This window comes from Actinacidiphila sp. bgisy144 (assembly GCF_057708105.1).
On record NZ_JBYIRM010000008.1, the window covers coordinates 27,544 to 46,704 of the forward strand.

The 19,161-nt window shown below is 73.5% G+C and carries 13 protein-coding genes; 3 read left to right on the forward strand and 10 right to left on the reverse strand.

From position 1 onward, the window contains the following. Positions 1–152: 152 nt before the first annotated feature. Positions 153–578, reverse strand: a complete 426-nt coding sequence (locus AC3EVP_RS11815; protein ID WP_335974990.1) for a nuclear transport factor 2 family protein — start codon at positions 576–578, stop codon at positions 153–155. Positions 579–970: 392 nt separating this feature from the next. Here AC3EVP_RS11815 and AC3EVP_RS11820 point away from each other — a divergent pair, with 392 nt between their 5' ends. Beyond that, positions 971–4,111, forward strand: coding sequence for an AfsR/SARP family transcriptional regulator (locus AC3EVP_RS11820; RefSeq protein ID WP_435128984.1), 3,141 nt, complete (start codon positions 971–973; stop codon positions 4,109–4,111). 10 nt (positions 4,112–4,121) lie between these two features. Here AC3EVP_RS11820 and AC3EVP_RS11825 read toward each other — a convergent pair whose 3' ends face one another. The 5 genes from AC3EVP_RS11825 to AC3EVP_RS11845 form a co-directional block, all read right to left on the reverse strand. Continuing rightward, positions 4,122–4,340, reverse strand: coding sequence for a hypothetical protein (locus AC3EVP_RS11825; protein ID WP_335974982.1), 219 nt, complete (start codon positions 4,338–4,340; stop codon positions 4,122–4,124). Between the two features lie 117 nt (positions 4,341–4,457). Beyond that, positions 4,458–5,507 carry a sugar kinase gene (locus AC3EVP_RS11830; RefSeq protein ID WP_435128987.1) on the reverse strand — a complete coding sequence of 350 codons (1,050 nt, stop codon included), beginning with the start codon at positions 5,505–5,507 and terminating at the stop codon, positions 4,458–4,460. Next, positions 5,504–6,166 (reverse strand): bifunctional 4-hydroxy-2-oxoglutarate aldolase/2-dehydro-3-deoxy-phosphogluconate aldolase, encoded by a 663-nt coding sequence (locus AC3EVP_RS11835; RefSeq protein ID WP_335974974.1) that lies wholly within the window; start codon positions 6,164–6,166, stop codon positions 5,504–5,506. Before AC3EVP_RS11835 ends, AC3EVP_RS11830 begins: the two co-directional genes overlap by 4 nt. Before the next feature lie 36 nt (positions 6,167–6,202). Next, complete coding sequence (locus tag AC3EVP_RS11840; RefSeq protein WP_335974969.1) at positions 6,203–7,534, reverse strand: MFS transporter; 1,332 nt, start codon at positions 7,532–7,534, stop codon at positions 6,203–6,205. A 55-nt stretch (positions 7,535–7,589) separates the two neighbouring features. Next, on the reverse strand, positions 7,590–8,429 hold the full coding sequence (locus AC3EVP_RS11845; RefSeq protein ID WP_435128992.1) for an IclR family transcriptional regulator: 840 nt from the start codon (positions 8,427–8,429) through the stop codon (positions 7,590–7,592). 86 nt (positions 8,430–8,515) lie between these two features. Here AC3EVP_RS11845 and AC3EVP_RS11850 point away from each other — a divergent pair, with 86 nt between their 5' ends. Continuing rightward, on the forward strand, positions 8,516–9,685 hold the full coding sequence (locus AC3EVP_RS11850) for a mandelate racemase/muconate lactonizing enzyme family protein (RefSeq protein WP_335974960.1): 1,170 nt from the start codon (positions 8,516–8,518) through the stop codon (positions 9,683–9,685). Between the two features lie 5 nt (positions 9,686–9,690). Further along, positions 9,691–10,677 (forward strand): dihydrodipicolinate synthase family protein, encoded by a 987-nt coding sequence (locus AC3EVP_RS11855; RefSeq protein WP_435128995.1) that lies wholly within the window; start codon positions 9,691–9,693, stop codon positions 10,675–10,677. A gap of 31 nt (positions 10,678–10,708) precedes the next feature. On the opposite strand, the gene AC3EVP_RS11860 is transcribed toward AC3EVP_RS11855, so the two are convergent. The 4 genes from AC3EVP_RS11860 to AC3EVP_RS11875 all read right to left on the reverse strand — a co-directional run bounded on the left by AC3EVP_RS11860 (position 10,709) and on the right by AC3EVP_RS11875 (position 18,813). Next, on the reverse strand, positions 10,709–11,302 hold the full coding sequence (locus AC3EVP_RS11860) for a YdeI/OmpD-associated family protein (RefSeq protein ID WP_335974951.1): 594 nt from the start codon (positions 11,300–11,302) through the stop codon (positions 10,709–10,711). A 59-nt stretch (positions 11,303–11,361) separates the two neighbouring features. Continuing rightward, complete coding sequence (locus tag AC3EVP_RS11865; RefSeq protein ID WP_435128999.1) at positions 11,362–11,931, reverse strand: hypothetical protein; 570 nt, start codon at positions 11,929–11,931, stop codon at positions 11,362–11,364. Positions 11,932–12,049: 118 nt separating this feature from the next. Continuing rightward, positions 12,050–15,520: a glycosyl hydrolase family 65 domain-containing protein gene (locus AC3EVP_RS11870; RefSeq protein ID WP_435129002.1), complete on the reverse strand. Its 3,471-nt coding sequence runs from the start codon at positions 15,518–15,520 to the stop codon at positions 12,050–12,052. Between the two features lie 131 nt (positions 15,521–15,651). Next, positions 15,652–18,813 carry an MGH1-like glycoside hydrolase domain-containing protein gene (locus AC3EVP_RS11875; RefSeq protein ID WP_435129005.1) on the reverse strand — a complete coding sequence of 1,054 codons (3,162 nt, stop codon included), beginning with the start codon at positions 18,811–18,813 and terminating at the stop codon, positions 15,652–15,654. Positions 18,814–19,161 lie beyond the last annotated feature (348 nt).

The following is a 19,161-nucleotide window of genomic DNA, read 5'->3' on the forward strand; positions in this document are numbered from 1 at the left end:
CGATGACGTCGAATGTCGAACGCGGGCGACGCAGGCCCCGGGTGGGCCCCGCCGCCCCGGACCGGGCGGCGGCCGCGCTGGAGACCGCGGTGCGCCGACCGCCGGAAGGGGCGTAGCGCGGGGACCGGTGCGGACCGGTCGCGGTCCGCCGGTCATGCCGGGGCCGGGGGTGCCCAGGGCTCGGCGTGGTAGTACCTGCGGCAGTCGAGGATCAGCGCCGCGTCCGACAGCGTGAAGACGTCGACGAACTCCACGTCTTCCGGGCCGTCTTCGGCGGTGCTGCCGTCCGGGGCCGAGAGCCGGCCGATGACGACGATGGTGTCCCCCTCGGCCACCACCCGGCGAAGCCGGTGTCTGCCGCGGCGGCCCGTCGCACCGGCCTCGGACCGCAGGACCTCCCCGCGGCCGCGACAGCGGGGAGCGCCGGGTTCCGCAACCTCGACTCCCTCGTCCAGCAAGGAGCCGTAGCCGTCGAGGTCTCCGGCGTCCCGGTAACGGTAGGTCAGCATCGCGTGCGTGATCCCGGCAGCCGTCAGGGCGGTGCTGGGATAACGGGGTTCCAGATTCTCGCGGCTCATGTCGGAGGCCGTTTCCCTCGTGCGGCGACCGGGCCCTTGACGGCCGGTCCTTACGCCTTCGAGCATCGTGCGGGCGCATAACCCGGCCCTATCGCGCCGCTTTCCCCGGACGATGGGGGCGGGCGGCGGCGCCGCCCGGCAGCCGCGGATCAGCGGTACGCGACCGGGGCGACGCCCGGACGATCCAGCTGCCGGCCGCGGCGCGCACCGAACGGCAGGCGCGTCGGCGTGGCGTGTCCCCTTGGCGTGCTGGGTAGTTACGGGGTTGCTCACGTAACATGCATGAATGCACGTCGACGGGCACAGGCCGCTGCCGGTGTGCGGCTCGGGGGACTTTCGCGCAGTCGAATGGCGTTGTCGAAGGCGACCATGAGCCGGAAAGGAGAGGCCTGGTGGGGGAGTTACCCTACGAGCAGCGGCCCCGCGACGAACGGCTGAGATTCCGCCTGCTCGGACCGCTCGAGGTCTTCGGCGCCGACGGGCCGGTGAGCATCCGTCCGGGCCGCCAGGAGGTGGTGCTGGCCGCGTTGCTGCTGCACAGCAACCGCATCGTGCGCACCGACCACCTGGTGGACGTCCTCTGGGACGAGAACCCGCCGGACACCGCCCGTACCCAGGTCCAGATCTGCGTCTCCCGGATTCGCAAGGCCCTTGCCGCGGCCGGGTCCGAGGCGTCGGTCGTGACCCGGCCCCCGGGCTACCTGCTCCAGGTCGACGACGCGTCGATCGACCTGACCGTCTTCAACCGCCTGACGGCCGATGCCCGCGCGCTGGTGAAGGGGGGAAGACCGGCCGAAGCGGCGGAGACGCTGCGCCACGCGGTGGGAATCTGGCGCGGCATCTGCCTGAGCGGCATCTCCAGCAAGGCCCTGGAGCGCACCGGAATCCAGCTGGACGAAGAACGCCTGGCGGCCACGGAGACCTATCTGCAACTGGAGCTCGACCTCGGCTGGCACACCCAGCTCATCGCCGAACTGGGCCGGATGGTCCGCGAGTACCCGCTGCGTGACCGGTTCCGCGGACAGCTCATGCTCGCCCTGCACCGGTCCGGACGCCAGGCGGAGGCACTGGAGACCTACCGGGCCGGCCGTACGCTGCTGCGCGACGAACTCGGCCTGGAGCCGAGCCAGGATCTGCGCAACCTGGAGCGCGCCATCCTCGCCGACGACCCGGCACTTCGGGCGGGCACGGGCATCGGCCTGAACCTCCCGTCACCCGGACCCCAGGGCGGCGCCTCCGCCCCGGCCGCCGTCGCCCCCCGCCCGCCCGAAGCCGAAGCGGCGGCCGAAGGGAAAGCCGAGGGGAAAGCCGAAGCGAAACCCGAAGCGATACCCGACGCCGAGGCCGGGGCGGAGGCCGAGTCCGAGTACCGGCAGCGCGACGAAGTGCCGCACCAACTCCTCGCGGACACCGCCGACTTCGTCGGGGACGACGCGGTCATCGCGCAGACCGAGGCCGTGCTGCGGGCCACCGGATCCGGCCGGGCCATGGGGATCGTCGCCATCGTCGGCCGCCCCGGAATCGGGAAGACCACCCTGGCGACCCACATCGCCCACCGGCTGAGCGACGAGTACTTCCCCGACGGCCAGCTCTACTGCGACCTTCGCGGGGTGCGCCCCGATCCCCTCAACGCCAGGGAGGTGCTGGGCCGCTTCCTGCGAGCGCTGGCCATCCCCGGCTCCCTGATCCCCGACGGGCTCGACGAGCGCGCCGAGATGTACCGGAGCCTGCTGGCCACCCGGCGGATGCTCGTCGTCCTGGACGACGCGGCGGACGAGGCGCAGGTCGGTCCGCTGCTGCCGGGCTCCAGAAGCTGCGCGGTCCTGGTCACCAGCAGGAACCGGCTCACCGGCCTTCCCGGCACCCACCGCGTCACTTTGGACATCCTGGACACGGACCGGGCGCTGGAGTTGATCGGCAACGTTGTCGGCCACGACCGGGTCGCCCGCGAGTCGGAAGCCGCGAAAGCCCTCATCCGAGCGGTCGGCGGACTCCCGCTCGCCCTGCGCATCCTCGCGGCGCGCCTCGCCGCCCGGCCGCACTGGTCGCTGGCGTCGATGCTGGGGCGCCTGGCCGACGAGCGGGGCGGACTGGACGAGCTCGCCCACGGCGAGATGAGGATGCGGGCGAGCCTGTCGCTCACCCACGACGGGCTCGGCCGTCCGCAGCGCCAACTGCTCTGCCTGCTCAGCCTGGCGCAGGGCTCGACGCTGCCGGGATGGCTCGCGGGCGCGCTGGTGGACGACCGGCGGCCGGACGCGTCGGACCTGCTGGAACCGCTCGTCGACGTGCAGATGCTGGATGTCGTCGGCGTCGACGCCGGCGGGCACTTCCGGTACCGCTTCCACGAGATCATCCGCCTGTTCGCACGCGAACGGCTCGCCGAGGAGATCGGGGGACAGCAGCGGCAGGAGGCACTGCGCCGCATGTTCGGCGGATGGCTGGCGCTCGCGGAGCGGGCCGGCCGGAAGATCTTCGGTACCGACTACCTGCGCGGTGGGACGATCCGCTGGCAGCCGCCCGAGAGCCATGTCCGGGAACTGCTGGCCGACCCCATGGAGTGGCTGGACCGGGAGCGGGAGAACCTGGGCATCGCCGTGGAGCACGCGGCGCGGACCGGCGAGGACGAGGTCAGCTGGGAACTGGCCGTCAGCCTCGTGTCGTTCTTCGAGGCCCGCGGCTACCTGGACGTGTGGGCCCGGACCCACCGCAAGGCGCTCTCCGCGGTCCGCCAGGCCGGCAACCGGCGCGGGCACGCGGCGGTGCTCGGCTCCCTGGGCACCCTCTACCTCAACAGGCGCCAGCTCGGCGAGTCCCGCGCCGCGCTGACGGAGTCGCAGAAGCTGTTCGAGGAGCTGGCGGACCCCAAGGGCCTTGCCCTGTGCCGGCGCGACCTGGCCTTCCTGGAACGTGTCCAGGGCAACGACGACAAGGCACTGCTCCTCTACGACCAGGCCCGGCGGGACTTCGACCGGGCCGGCGACCACGTGGGCCGGGCCTCCGTGCTGACGCAGAGCGCCGACATCTGGCTGCGGCAGGGCCATACCGGCCGGGTCCTCGCGCAACTGGAGGAGGCGCTGGAGATCTACCGCGGCAGCGGATACCTCGGGGGCCAGGCCCGGGCGTTGCAGCGGGTCGGACAAGTGCACCAGCAGCGCGGGGAGCTGACCAAGGCGGAGCAGATCCTGACCGACGTGCTCGCGATGGTCTCCAGCAGCGGCGACGTGATCGGCGAGGGCCATCTGCTGCACGATCTCGGCCGCGTCAACGTGTCGATGGGCCGGCCCGCGCAGGCCGAGGACTTCTTCACCCGGGCACTGTCCGTTCGTGAGGAGATCCTCGACCACTCCGGTGTCGCGTCGGTCTCCTTGGACCTGGCGGCGCTGCTGCTCCGCGGTGACCGGCGCCGTCAGGCCGACCGCCTGCTGGAAGCGGCGGTCCCGGTCTTCCGGAAGCAGCAGATGGCCCGGGAACTGAAGCGGGCGGAGGAGCTCATGGCCGCCCTCACCGGTCAGTGCGCGGACGGCTGCTGAGCTCGCGGGCTCAGCCCCAGGGGTCGGTGCTGTCGGTGCCGCCGGTGGAGTCGTCGGCGGCTGTGCTCGCGGGCGCGGCCGCCAGGGTCCGGGCGGCGGTGTGGCCGGCCGGGGTGTGACCGGCCTGGGCGTGCGCGCGGCCGGCGGAGAGGCCGAGGGCCAGAGGTACGCAGAGCACGGCGGCGGCGACGGCGGCGAAGGCGGTGGGGAAGGCGCGGTGGGTGAACATCGGGGGTCCTTTCCTCGGTGCGTGTCCGGCGGCAACTTCTGCTCCGAGGCTAGGAACCCGCGTAATCCCGTCCCTATGACGTCGCTATCGCGACGAATTGGCGGCCCGACGGCCGGGTCAGCGCAGGACCGTGCCGGGCCGGTGGGCGGCCTGGGGGAGGCGGTCCGGTTCGGGGAGCCCTTCCCAGTCGCCCTCCGAGGCGACGCACAGCGCGGCCACCGCGGCGGCGCGGGCGAGCGCCTCCTCGGTGGTCAGGCCGGCGAGGAAGCCCGACAGGCAGCCGGCGACGAACGCGTCGCCCGCGCCGACCGGGTCCACGGCCTGGACCGGGACGGCGGCGACCGGGATCGTACGGTCGGCGGTGACGCACACCGCTCCGGCGGCCCCGTCGGTGAGGACGACGGTGCCGGGGCCGTGGGAGAGCAGTTGCTGCCCGGTCTGCGCCGGGGTCAGGTCCGGCCGTCCGGTCACCATCACCGCTTCGTCCACGCTCGCGAACAGCAGGTCCACCAGGGGCAGTACGGCGGTCAGCGCGGCGCGCGCGGTCTCCTTCGACCACAGCCGGGCACGGTGGTTGAGGTCGAAGGAGACGGTGCCGCCGGCCGCGCGGGTGCGGCGCATCGCCTCGTGGGCGGTCGTGCGGGCACTGTCGGACAGGGCCAGGGTGATGCCGGTGGTGTGCAGCACGCGGGTGCGTTCCAGCAGCGGCCCGGGCAGGTCGTCGGGGTGCAGCCGGGAGCCGGCGGAACCGGCGCGGTAGTAGTGCACCCGGCTGTGGCCGGCGGCGGGCCGCTCCTTGAGCATCAGCCCGGTGGGCGCCTCGGGGTCGGTCACGGCGTGGACGAGGAGGTTCTCGCCGCGCAGCCGGTTCAGGACGGTGCGGCCGAGTTCGTCGTCGCCGATGCGGCCGATCCAGGCGGCGCGGTGGCCGAGCCGCGCGGCGCCGATGGCCACGGTCGACTCGGAGCCGGCCACGGACAGGCCGAGCCCGCGGGCGTGCCGCAGCGGGCCGATATGGTCGGGGGTGAGGCTCGCCATGGTCTCGCCGAGCACGGTCAGGTCGGTCCGGTCGGTCCGGTCGGTCGGGTCGGTCGGGTCGGTCGGGTCGGTCGGGCCGGTGGGGCCGGTCATGGCGGTCACGTCGTTCCGGTCGGTCGTGCTGGTCATCGCGCGGCCGCAGCTGCCACGAAGTCCCGTGCACGGGAGGCGAGTTCGGTCAGCGATCCGCCGTCGAGGGCGTCGCCCAGCAGGGGCGAGCCGACCCCGACGGCTACCGCTCCGGCCGCGCGGTAGGCGGCGATCTGCCCGGCGCCGATGCCCCCGGTGGGGACCAGCGGGATCTCCGGGAGCGTGGCGTGCACGTCGGCGGTGTAGGACGGGCCGCCGGCCCGTGCGGCCGGGAAGACCTTGACCGCTGTGGCGCCGGCCCGCCACGCGGTGAGGATCTCCGTCGGGGTCATCGCGCCGGGCAGGGCCGCCAGCCGTGCGTCGCGGGCGGCCCGGACCTGTTCGGGGTCGCAGTGCGGGCTGACGGTGAAGGTCCCCCCGGCGGCCCGTACGGCCTCGACCTCCTCAAGGGTGGTGACGGTGCCCGCGCCGAGGTACACCCCCGCGGGGAGCCGGTCCCCCGTCTCCCGCAGCGCCGCTAGGCACCCGGGGGTGCGTACGGTGACCTCGATCAGCCGAACCCCGGCGCCGGCCAGGACGCTGATCACCTCCGGCAGCCGGGTGCCCCGGGTGGAGCGGAGGATGGCGACCAGGCCGTGCCGCGCCAGAGCCTCGCCGAAGCGCCGGTCGGACCGTTCGGGCGGAGCGGGGAGGGACATCGGAACTCCTCGTGGGGTGGGGCGTTTGACGTGCCGTCAGTAGGTGAACTCCGGGTCGGCGCGCGGCCCGGCCGTCTCCCGTACCCCCAGCACCACGGTGACCAGCGTCAGCAGCCCGGCGAACATCAGGTAGTACGACGGGGCGAGGTCGTACCCGGTCCCGCTGACCAGCCAGGTGGCGACGTAGGGCGCGGTGCCGCCGAAGAGGCTGACCGACACGTTGTACGGGATGGCGATGGCGCCGGTGCGGATCCGCGCGGGGAACAGCTCGGCCATGCTGGCGTTGGCGGCCCCGTCGTACGCGGCAATGGGCAGCCCGAGCAGCACCATCGCGGCGACCGCCAGCACCGCGTTGCCGTAGGACATCAGCAGCAGGCAGGGCCAGGCCAGGGCGATCAGGCCGACCGAGCCGCCGATGAGCAGCGGCTTGCGGCCCACCCGGTCCGACAGCAGCCCCGCGGCGGGGATAAGGAGCGCCACGGCCCCCATGCACACCATCGAGGCGGCGAAGGACTGCGTCCGGCTGAAGTGCATCGTGTCGGTGAGGTAGCTGATCATGAAGGTCTGGAGGATCCAGTGCGCGACGCCCTTGAGGACGATGAGCCCGGCCAGGATCGCCATCGGCCCGGCGGCGGTGCGGAAGGTCTCCCGGACCGGCGACGCGGCGAGCTCGCCGCTCTTCTCGATCCGGACGAACTCCGGGGTGTCGTCGAGCTTCAGCCGGAGGTAGAGCCCGGCCATGCCCAGCGGCAGGGCGATCAGGAACGGGATGCGCCAGGCGAAGGAGGACATCTGGTCGTCGCCGAACCCGAGGGTGAGCAGCAGCGCGGTGCCGGCGCCGGCGACGAAGGCGACGAAGCCGAGGCTGGCGGCGTAACTGGTGTAGTAGCCGCGGCGGTTGCGGGGCGCGTACTCGAACAGCAGGCTCACGGCGCTGGAGGTCTCGCCGCCGGCGGCGAACCCCTGGACGAGCCGGGCGAGGACCAGCAGCCACGGGGCGAGCGTGCCCACGGTGGCGTAGGTGGGCAGCACGCCGACGGCGAACGTGGAGGCGGAGGTGAGGATGACCGTGACGGCCAGGGTGCGGTTGCGGCCGATCCGGTCGCCGAGCGGGCCGAAGTAGAGGCCGCCCAGCGGCCGGACGGCGAAGCCCAGCGCGAAGATGGCGAAGGTCGACAGCAGCGCGGCGGTGTGGTTGCCCTTGGCGAAGAAGTTCCCGGCGATCACGGACGAGAGGGTGCCGTAGATGCCGATGTCGAACCACTCGACGAAGTTGCCGATGCTGCCGGCCACGAGGACTCTGCCGGAGGGAGCGGAGGCGGACGTCCGCGTGCCCGACAAGGGCGCGGCGGCGGTCTGTTGGGACATGGGGACCTCGATGGGGTGCGGGTGGTCACCGCGTGCGGCGGTAACTCCGGGAGGTTCACGAACGGTGGCCGCCCTCTGCCGCGGCCGGTGACGTGGCGGCCGATGCCCGCGGGGCGGGGGCGGGACCCAGGTAGCCGAGGCCGACGCTGACGCTGTCCGCCGCCTCGATGATCCGGCGGCCGAGGTCGGCCTCGCGGTCGTGCAGCGCGATCGCGGACAGGGCACCGGAGACGGAGATCGCGGCGACGACGTCCCCGGTGTGATCGCGTACGGGTGCGGCGATGCAGGCGCGGCCGAGGGCGAGTTCCTCGACCTCGGTGGCCCATCCGCGCTCGGCGACCGCGGCGAGTTCCGCCTCCAGCGCCTCGGGGGTGGTGAGGGTGCGCGGGGTGTACGAGGGGAAGGGGCCGGCGCCGAGCAGCTGCGCGCGCTCCTTCGCCGTCATGCCCAGGGCGAGGCACTTGCCCATCGCGGTGGCGTGCAGCGGGTTGTGCTGGCCCAGCAGCGAGTACGACTTGTGGGCGAGCTGGCCCTCCACGTTCTGGAGGTAGAACAGCTCGCCGCCGCGGCGCACGGCCACGTTCGCGCCGAGCCCCAGCTCCCAGGCGAGGCGCTGGGTGACCGGCCGGGACTGCCGGTAGACGGGGTCGTTGTTCAGGGCGACGCCGGCCATGGAGATCACCGCGGGCCCCAGCTCGTACAGCTGGCTGACCGGGTCGCGGCGCACCAGCTCGGCGGCCTCCAGGGTGGCCAGCAGCCGGGATGTGGTGGACAGGTTGAGGTCGAGCGCCGAGGCGACGTCCGAGACCCGCAGGGCGGGACGCCCGTGGGTGAAGGCCCGGAGGACGGCCGCGGCGCGCTCGACGGTCTGGTTACCGCCTCGTTCGGAACTCATGGCAGAGATGTTAACGCTGCTTGCTCTATTTGCAACCCACGTGCAGAATCCACAGTGCATCGCTCGAAAAATGAAAGGCGCTACGCATGGCGAAGATCACCGAGGTCGTCACGCACGTTCTGAAGCTGTCGGGGCCCCGGGCCTACCTGGGGCGCCTCGACGACGGCGGCGAGCTGACGGCCGAGCGCGGCTACGTCGTCCGCGAGCCCTGGCGCAGCCTGTACTCCGGGCGCTTCGAGACCCTGCTGGTCGAGGTCCGCACCGACGACGGCTGCGTCGGCTGGGGCGAGGCCCTCGCGCCGGTCGGCCCGGAGGTGCCCGCCGCCGTGGTGGACCGGCTGCTCGCCGGGCAACTGGTCGGCCGGGACCCCCGCCGGGTCCGGCCGCTGTGGCAGCGGATGCGTGAACTGATGCGGGAGCGCGGCCACTTGGTGGGTCACCAGGCGGACGCCATGGCCGCCGTGGACATCGCCCTGTGGGACCTGCACGGCAAGCTGACCGGGCTGTCCGTCGCCGAACTGCTGGGCGGCGCCTACCGCGACCAGGTCCCCGCCTACGTCTCCGGCCTGCCGGAACCGACCGACGCGCAGCGGGCCGCCCTCGCCCGTGACTACGAGCGCAAGGGGGCGAGCCTGGTCAAGCTCGCCCTGGGCAAGGGCATCGAGCAGGACCTCGCCACCTTCGACGCCGTCGCCGCCGGCGCCCCGGGGCTGCGGATCGCGGTGGACGCCCACTGGGCCTACCGCCTGGAGGAGGCCGTCACCCTCGGCCGGGAGCTCGACCGGCGCGGCGCGCTGTTCTACGAGGCGCCGCTCGCGCCCGAGGACGTGGCCGGCCACGCCGAACTGGCCACCCGCGTCACCACCCCCGTGGCCGTCGGGGAGGCGCTGCGCAACCGCTACGAGTTCGCCGACTGGCTCGGCCGCCGCGCCCTCAGGCTGGCCCAGCCCGACGTCGCCCGCACCGGCATCACCGAGGCCGCCGTGATCTGCGAACTCGCCTCCGCCGCCCACGTGCCCGTGGCCCCGCACCACTCCGTCGGCCTCGGCGTCGCGCTGGCCGCGGGCATCCAGCTGAGCGCCGCCACGGCCGACTGCCCCTTCTTCGAGTTCCAGGCCGACTCCCTGCCGGTGGCCCAGAGCATCCTGCGCGTTCCGCTCGACGCGACACCGGCCGGATACACGCTTCCCACCGGGCCCGGACTGGGCGTCGAGGTGGACGTGGAGAAGATCACCGCACTGTCCGAGGAGAAGTGACCGCCGTGACCACCCCGCAGAGCCCGCAGGGCCCCCACGACCCGCAGGGCCCCCGCAGCGCCGACAGCCCCGAAGCCGCCCCCGCCGCCCGGCAGCCGCACGGCCTGATACCCATCCTCGCCACGCCCTTCACCGCCGCCGGAGACCTTGACCTGCCCTCCTTGCGCACCCTGGTGGACTTCCAGCTCGCCTCCGGCGTCGACGGGGTCGCAGTCTTCGGCATGGCCAGCGAGGGCTTCGCGCTCACCGGCGCCGAACGCACCGCGATTCTGCGCACGGTCCGTGCCACCGCCGGGCCGGACCTGCCGGTGGTGGCCGGGGTCAACGCCACCAGCACCGTCACCGCGCGCGAACAGGCCGTCCGCGCCGCCGAGGACGGCGCCGACCACCTGATGGTGCTGCCGCCGTTCCTGACCAAGCCCTCCGCGGGCCAGGTCCTCGACTTCTACGCCGAGGTGGCCGCGGCCGCGCCCGTACCGGTCATGATCCAGGACGCGCCCGGCGTCACCGGTGTGGGCATCGGCGTCGACCAGATCACCGCGCTCGCCGCGGAACCGGGCATCACCTCGGTCAAGGTCGAGGTGCCCGCACCGCCCGCCAAGATCGCCGCCGTCACCGCCGCGGTGGGCCGGCGACTCGCCGTACTGGGCGGGCAGAACGCCCAGTACGTCATCGACGAGGCGGACTGCGGAGCGGTCGGCACCATGCCCGCCTGCGAGTTCTCCGACGTGCTGCGCGGGCTGCTGGACGCCCTCGGCGCGGGCGACCGCACCACCGCCCGCGCCGCGTTCCGCCGGCTGCTGCCGCTCATCCACCTCGGCATCCGCGCCGGGCAGGCGTGGGCGGTGCACAAGGAGGTCCTGGTGCGCCGGGGCGTCATCGCCTGCCCCGCCGTACGCCTCCCTGCGGCACCGTTGGACGCGGCCACGCGCCGCGCCCTCGACGAGGTGCTGGCCGAGACCGCGCTCCCCGCGTACCGCCCCGCGGGGTGAGCCCCGCCGCCCGACCGGCCTTCGCCGCGGCCTACGGGTGCGGCTTCTCGCCCCGCGCCAGCATCGCCACGAACTTCCCGATCCGGCGCGCGCGGGTCTCGGGCTTCTTGGCGTCCTGCACCCGGTACAGGATCGCGTAGCGGTTCTGCCGGTCCAGCGTCTCGAAGAACGCCGCCGCGGCCGGGTCGGCGGCCAGCGCCGCCGCGAGGTCGTCCGGCACCGTCGCGGTCCGCGCGCTGTCGTAGGCCGCGTCCCACCGGCCGTCCGCCTTGGCGCGGTCCACCTCGGCCTGTCCCGCCGGCCGCATCCGGCCCTCCGCGATCAGGGCCGCCGCCTTCTCCCGGTTGACCTTGGACCACCTGCTGCGCGGGGTGCGCGGGGTGAACCGCTGCAACCACCACTCGTCGTCCAACCCCGCCTTCCGGCCGTCGATCCAGCCGTAGCAGAGCGCCACCTCGACCGCCTGCGCGTACTCCAGCGCGACGACCCCGGGACCCTTCTTACGCAGCTTCAGCCAGATCCCGGGCGAGTCGCCATGATGCTCGCCGAGCCACGCCCCGAACGCCTCGGCAGAGGCGAACGCCACGATCTCCCCATCCTGAGTCACCCCCGCAGCGAACCACACCTGCCCCCGCCCTTCCCGGCGCCGCCGTACGCACCGGCGCGCGGGAAGGGGGAGTGGCGTCAGGTTCCCTCGGCCATGGCCGCGATGGTCGTGGCCGCCCGGGTGACGACGGAGGCGAGTTCGGGGTCGGTCAGGGCCGGTGAGGCGCCGACCTCGTGTTCGTAGCGGAGCTCGACGTCGACCTTGCCGAACCGCAGCCACGCCCACCAGGTGTCGCACACCTGGTGGTCGTACTCGCCGCACATGTACTGTGCCTGGTCCGCCTGCGGGACCCGTACGCCGATGTCGTCGGGCCGTGCGTTGCCGTTGAGGTACGGCTCCGTCTTCTGGGGCGAGGACCGGGTGAACTGCCGGGCGGCCGCACCGTTGGAGTGGTAGCCGTAGACGACCTCCGCGAAGCCGTCGGTGGAGCGGCCCCAGGTGCGGGTGGCCTCGCCGTCCTCCGAGGGCAGGCGCCCGCTCTGCTGCCACTGCCCCGGCGCGGGCAGGCTCGGCAGCAGCAGGTCCCGCCGGGGACTCGTGGTCCGGTCCCGCAGGAGCACGACGTACCCGCCGTAGAGCGTCGCCAGCACCAGGGCCAGCCCCAGGACGACAGCCGCCGCGATCATGCCGCGTTCTCTGGTCACCATCCGCCCCCTCGGCGTGCGCCGCCCCCCGGCACGCTGTGATGCTAGCGGCGCCCGCCGTCACAGGGGGCTGCTTGATGCCGACGTGACGCGGCCGTTGCAGTCGCCCTGGGGCATGGACTCAGGTCACCGTCAGGCTGTCGATGTTGATGCTGCCGGAGTCGGTGGGGCCCACCGTCAAGGTGATCGGGTCGGTGCCGGCCGGGAGGTCGGTGGGGACGGTGACGGTCGACCAGGTGTCCCAGCTGCCGGTGACCGGCAGTTCCACCTGGTGGGAGGCGCCCCCTGCGGTGAGGGTGATCGTGCGGGTGACGTTCTCCAGCGGCGGGCGCTGGCCTCCCAGGGAGTTGGCGTAGCGGATGGTGACGGTGCGGGGGCCGGCGGCCGGGACATCCACCGCGACGGTGCCGGCGGCCCCGGCGTACCAGCCGGCCACGAAGCCGCTGCCGGTGTAGCCGCCGTGGTCGTTCGCCGGCTGCGCGCCCCCGCTGAGCGCGCCGTCCTCGGCCTCGATGGTGGAGCCCAGCGGCGACGGCGTCACGACCGGGAGGAGGGCGGTGGCGGTCTGCGTGTCCCGTCCGGCCGTGCCGTCCCAGCTGGTGGTGGCGGTGAGCCCGGCGGCCGTGGTCGCCTGTCCCGCTGGCGGGGTGACCGTCCACCGGAGGTCGGCGTGGCCGTCCGCGGCGATGGTGACCGCGGCGGGGTCGCCGCTGACCTGCCAGCCGTCCGGCACGCGCAGGCTGCTCTCCACGTGCCGGGCGTCCGCGCCGCCGACGGAGGTGAGGGCGAGGTGCACGGTGGCGGCCTTGCCGGGCGAGGTGCCGTCCGCCGTCAGCACCCCGGTGAGGTCGGCCGCCTGCGCGCGCGGCACGGAGAGCGAGGCGACCGACGCGGCCACCGCGCCGTCGAACGACAGGCGCACCGCGGTGGCCTCCGTACGGCTCCAGCGCGCCACGAGGTCGCCCAGCGGCGGCACACTGCCCTGGTCCACCTGGTGCCAGGCCGCCCCCGGCCCGTCCTGGACCTCGACGGTGTACGTGTCCGGGCGGGTGGTGCCCCACCGCACGTGGAGGTGGTCGGTCAGGTTGCGGCCGGACAGGGCGACCTGGAGGGAGGAGGACGTGGCCGAAGCCGTCCACGTGGTGGTGTCGTTGCCGTCCACGGCCCCCGCGGGCGGCATCGCGGGTTGCGCGGACTGCGCCGATGCCGCCTGGCAGCGGGCGAGGTCGTCGGTGGCGGCCTGGTCGGGGCGGGCGGTCGGCAGGGTCAGCGGGCGGCCGCGGGTGAGGTGCTTGTCGCCGTCGGGCGTGCCGAGGGTGAGCGCCTTGCCCGACACGAGCGTCACCGTGGTGGTCTTCGCACCGATGTGCACGTCCAGCCGGCTGCCGCGGTACTGGATGCCGGCCAGGGTGATACCGGAGGCGAGCTGCGGCGGAAGGGTGGGCGCCAGCGTGAGGCCGTCGGCGGTCCACCGCATGCCGCCGAAGCCGTACAGGAAGGTCTGGAGGAAGCCGCCGGCTCCGGTGGCGAAGGTGAACGCGGGGCCGGTGCCGCCGCCTTGGAGCGGCACGTCGCCCTGGGTCTCGGCGAACTGGCGGAACGGCCCCTTGATGTAGGGCTGGTAAGAGTTCTCGAACAGTGTGTAGTCCAGGCAGCCGGGCTGCTGGATCTGCGCGGCGACCACCGACTCCACCGAGTTCGTCATGGCCGGCCCGTTGACGTCCGTGACGGGCATGTACCGGTCGAGGTCCGCCGCGGCCGACGACGCGTCGGTGACGTAGCCCAGCGGGTAGCTGAGCATGACCGTGTCGGCCTGCTTGACGGTCTGGTCGGTGTAGCCGGCGTACTCGGGGTGGCTGCCGTCGGCGTCGGTGGGCACGGCGATGCCGTCGGCGATCGCCGTCCACGCCGGGTCCGGGCGCTGGTGCAGTACGGCGGCGGCGGCCGCGGCGTCCCTCAGGGCGAGGACGGCGCCCGCGTTGGTGGTGGCGTTGTCATCGACGTGCTCGTGGTACTCGTCCGGGCCGGTGACGCCGTCGATGTGGTAACTGCCGTCCGCGGCCTTCGTGACCCGGTCGGCCCAGAACGCGGCGACGTCCTTCAGCACCGGGTAGCCGTAGTCCTTCAGCCAGGTGGTGTCCCCGGTGGCCTGGTAGTACTGCCACTGCGCGAGCGCGATGTCGCCTTCCAGGTGGTCCTCGAAGGTGACGCACATCGGGTGGCCGAGGTCGCCGCAGGCGCCGCCGGGACCGTTGTCCCAGGCCCAGATCCCTCCGCCGTAGCCGTTGGCCTTCGCGTTGGCCTCGGCCTGGACCCGGGTGCGCGAGCGGAACATGACGATGGACTCGGCGAGTTCGGGGTGGAGGGCGAGCAGCGAGGGGAACATCCAGGTGTCGGCGTCCCAGAAGATGTCGCCGTTGTAGTCCTGGCTGGTCAGGCCGGCGGGCGGGATGCTCCACGAACTGCCGGCGCGCACGCTGGAGTACAGCGTGTAGAAGGACATGTTGATGTCGGCCTGCAGGTCGCTGTCACCGGCCGCCTCGATGTTGGGCTGCCACAGCGCGGCCCAGTCCGCGTCGTGCCGCGCGACGAGCTTCGACCAGCCCTGGTGGACGGCGGTCTCGACGGTGGCGGCCGCGGTGGCCGCGGGGTCGCCGGGATCGTCGGAGGTCGCTGTGCCGACGTACTTGGTCACGGTGTAGGTGGCGCCCGCGGTGACGGGCATCGTCCAGTTCTCGCCCGCCGTGGCCGTGTCGTCCGACGGCTCCGCGGCGGTACGGGCGGAGACCCTCGTTCCCGGGCCGGCCTGGAGGCGCTGCGTCTCCACCACGCGGGTGCCGTTGCCCGGCGTGGTGAGCCGGACGGTCGCGGTGTCCGCGGAGGTCGCCACGGAACGGGAGGTGGCGCTGACGCCCTGCGCGCCGGCGCCGTCCAGGAGCGCGGACAGGTCCAGGTTCCCGGTCCACCGCGGGGTGACGGTGAGGCGGACCTGCCCGAGGTGCTCGAGCGAGCGGTTGGCGAGCACCTCGACGCGTACGCCGGTGGCCTTGCCGTCCTCGGGCGTCCAGGTCAGCGAGGTGTCGACGGAGCCGTGCGCGAGGTCCAGGCGCTGCCGGTAGTCGCTGATCTGCTCCTGCGGCGCGGCGGCGTCCAGGGTGTGCCCGTCCACGCCGAGGGCCATGGTGCTCCAGGTGGGGAGCGAGACCATGTACTCCATGTCGGGCACCGCGGAGGTCAGGCCCTTGTTGTAGAGGCCGGCGACCATGGAGGTGGTCAGCCGCTGCTTGGGCTGCTGGTCCAACTGGTAGCCGGACGGCCCGAGACCGCCCTCGTAGCCCTGCCCGACGGCGGGCAGCCGCTCGGCGAGGTAGCCGTTGCCGACGAAGGGCATCGTGGTGATGTCCTGGGCGGTGTAGGAGCTGCTGGTCAGCGTCCACGGGTCGGCGGCGGCCGCGGAGCCGGGGGACTGCCCCGCCTGAGCCCGCGCCTGAGCCTGAGCCTGCGCCTGGCCGGCCGCGGCGGCCGTGCCGGCGGTGCCCGCCGTGACGATCAGCGCGGCGGCGATCGCCACCGCACGGCCTGCTCTGCGCATCACCGTTGTTCCTTCCGTCGGGTGGAGGGGCGCCGTCCGTGGGTGGTCGGACGCCGTGCGCGGGGCGGGCCGGCCACCGCGTGGCCGGCCCGCCCCGGATCGCCCGTGGGCGTGGGGCAGTCGGGTGGCCGTCAGGTCTGCGGGTGGTACTGCCCGGCCACGTCCGCGGCCGTCAGCGCCCGGTTCCACACCTGGACCTGGTCGATGGCGCCGGGCCACGGGTCGCTGGTGTGCCCGCCGGAGAACGCGCGCCCGATGGCCAGCGGGCCGTTCGCGGCGGCCCCGGTGGCCTGGTTCCACACGGTGGTCTGCGCGACGCCGTCCACGTAGAGGGTGTAGGTGCCGGCGTCGGCGTCGTGGACGCCCACCAGCTGGTACCAGCGGCCGGTCTGCGGCTCCTGGTCCGACAGCGCGCGGCCGCCGCTGGTGGAGAACGCGAACCGGTGGTCGGCCGAGGAGTACTGGAGGTAGAAGCCGCTGCTGGTGGTGCCGTCCTGGCTGACGGCGGTGGCGAAGCCGCCGGAGGAGTCCAGGCGTACCCAGGCGGAGACGGTGAAGTTGCCGGCGGTGTCCAGGACCGGTGCGGCGGTCTGGGCGTACTGGTCGGAGCCGTCGAGTTGCAGGGCGGTGCCGGAGACGCCGGACACCCAGGCCGGGGCGCCGGTGAGGGTGGCGTCGTGCGAGCCGGAGCTGTCGTGGGCGGTGCTGCCGCTTCCCTCGTCGAGGGTCCAGGTGCCGACCGGGTCCTGGCGGCCGGCCGGGTAGGCGACGCGGAGGTTCTGCAGCCGGTGGGTCGACTGCCGTGTGCCGCCCGCGGGCCGGTAGGTGGCGGTGGCGGTGAGCGCCGCGGCGCTGCCGGGGTCGGCGGTCGGGGGAGCGTGCAGGGTGTAGGTCCACACCGCGGAGGCGCCCGGGCGGATCGCGCCGGAGGGACGCGTGGCCGGGTCGGCCGACCAGCCCGGGGGCAGGCCGAGTTCGACCTGGGCGGAGGTGAGCGGCCGCTGGGTCGTGTTGCGCACGGTGACGCTGATCGGCGTGGACGCGGTGGCGGTGACCAGGCCGCTCTGGTTGGCGGGCCCGACGCTGAGGGCGGCGTCGGGGCTGGAGGGCGTCCACGACTGGAACTCGGTGACGCCGACGAAGGCGCCGGGCGGGTCGGTGAACACCAGCCGTACCTTGCTGGTGGTCAGCTGCGGGAAGGTGACGCGGTTGGTGCCGTTGCCCACCGGCTGGGCGGGGCTGTGCACCTGGCCGGGCACGTCCTTCCACGCGGAGCCGTCCCAGAACTGGAGGCGGTAGCCGGCCGCCGGCCGGACCCCGCCGCCGTCGTCGTAGCCGGACCAGCGGATGTCGCTGACGGGTGTGGGGGCGCCGAAGTCGACGCCGTAGAAGTCGCTGCTGTTCGGGGAGGCGTAGTTCGTCCAGCGGGTGTCCTCGGGCACCTCGTCGTACCAGGTCTTGCCGTCCAGGGCGTTCCAGGCGTTGTCGTTCTGCCAGGTGTAGGAGGCGATGGGCTGGGGGTAGCCGGTGCGCAGCGGGTTGGCGGCGTCGTCGACCAGGCCGCCGGCGGGGGCGGTGACGGTGCCGCCGACCCGCACGGTGGTGTCGCGGAGCGTCGCCGAGCGCTGTACGAGCCTGCCGTCGACGTACAGGCTCAGGCCGGCGCCCTGGTGGTAGTGGCTGCCGTCGCGGTCCCACAGCACGGTGACGTTGTGGCCGTGGTAGGGCACGTTCTCGGCGGCGAAGTGGTCCCAGGAGGCGGGGACCAGCGGCTGGACCTTCAGCGTGTCGCCCTGCTGGGGACGCAGGCCGATCAGCCCGGACAGCACCAGGTCGTCGTAGGTGGAGTGGTTGTAGTCCTCGCTGTGGTCGGCGCCGTCGTAGATCCAGGCGTCCGTGTCGGGGTCGTGGGCCTCGGCGACGTACGGCGTGCCGTCCTTGGTCTGGGTCCTGGCGTAGGTGGCCAGCGCCGCGGCGTAGTCGCCCTTGGCGATCGACGCCTGCGCGGGGTAGTCGTCGAGCAGGTCGGCCAGCCCGGTCAGGGTCTGCGACGTGGCGAAGGGCCAACTCGGGCCGTCCCAGCGGCAGCACGTGCCGGCGTCCTTCATGAAGTACGGGCTGCGGCGCTCGGCCGTGGTCGGCCCGTAGGCGCCGGCGAAGCCCTGGGGGTCGAGCAGTTGCGACCACGCGCCGGCGTCGGACGGCTGGGCGGCGCCGAACATCCAGGGCAGGTAGCCGATCTCCTCGCGGGTGCCGGACAGCTGGTGGTCCGGATTGCCGTCGCGCGCCATCGTGTAGTAGAAGCCGCGGCTGGGGTCCCACAGCCACTTCTGCATCGCCGACTTGAGCTTCGCGGCCCGCCCGGCGTACTCCCGGGCGAGCGCGCTGTCGCCGGCCAGCCGCGCGATCTCGCTGATCGCCTCCGCGTCGCCGTACTGGTACGAGTTGAGCGTCGGCCGGTAGCCCGCGCCGCCGTGGTAGGGGTCGCCGGAGGCGTAGGAGGACGCGGAGTACTCCATCGCGTCCCACACCGGCACCGACCAGTACAGGCCGAGGCTCGCGTCGAACTGCTCGTCCCAGCCGCGGTACTGGCGGACCAGCGCCGGCAGCAGCGAGGTGACCTCGGTGTAGTCGCCGGTCACCTCGGCCTGCTGGTAGGCGGCGGTGGCCAGCCACACGCTGTACTCGTGCGCCCAGTCGGTGGTGTCGGCGTTGACGTCGTCGGTCGCCGGCTTGGCGCCCGCGCCGGGCCCGGTCAGCCAGAACCGGATGTAGTCGTCGTCGTACGTCTGGTCCCTGACCCAGCGGCCCTCGGTGATCTGGTGGCCGGCGGCCGCGTCGATCGCCTGGTAGGGCGCGGCGTAGCCGCAGCAGTCGAGGAACTCCGTGGAGATCCAGCCGTCCTGCGGGTCGGTGTAGCGCAGGTGCTCCTTGTAGGTGCGCCAGCGGTAGTAGTAGACGCTCTGCATGGTGGCGTCCGGCAGGTCGACGAACGGGATGTTCGACTCGTACCAGTCCGGGTCGGCGAAGCCGGACAGGTAGGACGCGTCGTCCAGGATGTGCGTTCCGGCGCCGACCGCGGAGGCCGGGGTGCCGGGGCCGGCGGCGGGGCTGCTGCCGGGGCCGGCGGCGGGGCTGTCGTACGCGCCGGCCGCGCGGGCCGGTGACGCCGGGCTGACCAGCGCGAGCAGGACGAGGGCCGCCAGGGCGGCGGTGAAGGCGAGCCAACGGCCCCTCGGCGCTCCGATCGATCGCGGCCCGCGCCTGCCCGAGGACACCACTGCTGGGACCATCTGACGGTCCTTTCGTCATCGCCCTACAACGATGTAACGCACAGATTCCGCCACCGGCACACAGGAACCGTCAAGGGTTGCGGCAGGAGTTGATGCAAAGCGCCTTTGCCGACGGGCGGTCATGACCCGTACGTGTGCAGCTCATCGCTGTGACGCCGGCAGGCAGGCTCCGGAGGCTTTCCGCGGGCGCGGGGCGGCCCGAGGGCGTGAGGGGGCGCCGCCCGGGGGAGCGGGAAGCCCTGGGGGGCCGCGGATTTACATCGTTAGAGAAGCCTGCGCGGCGCGCTGAAGGGGCCGCGCGCGATCGGGGCATGGGGGCAGAAAAGGGGCCCGACCGCGTCGCCGCCC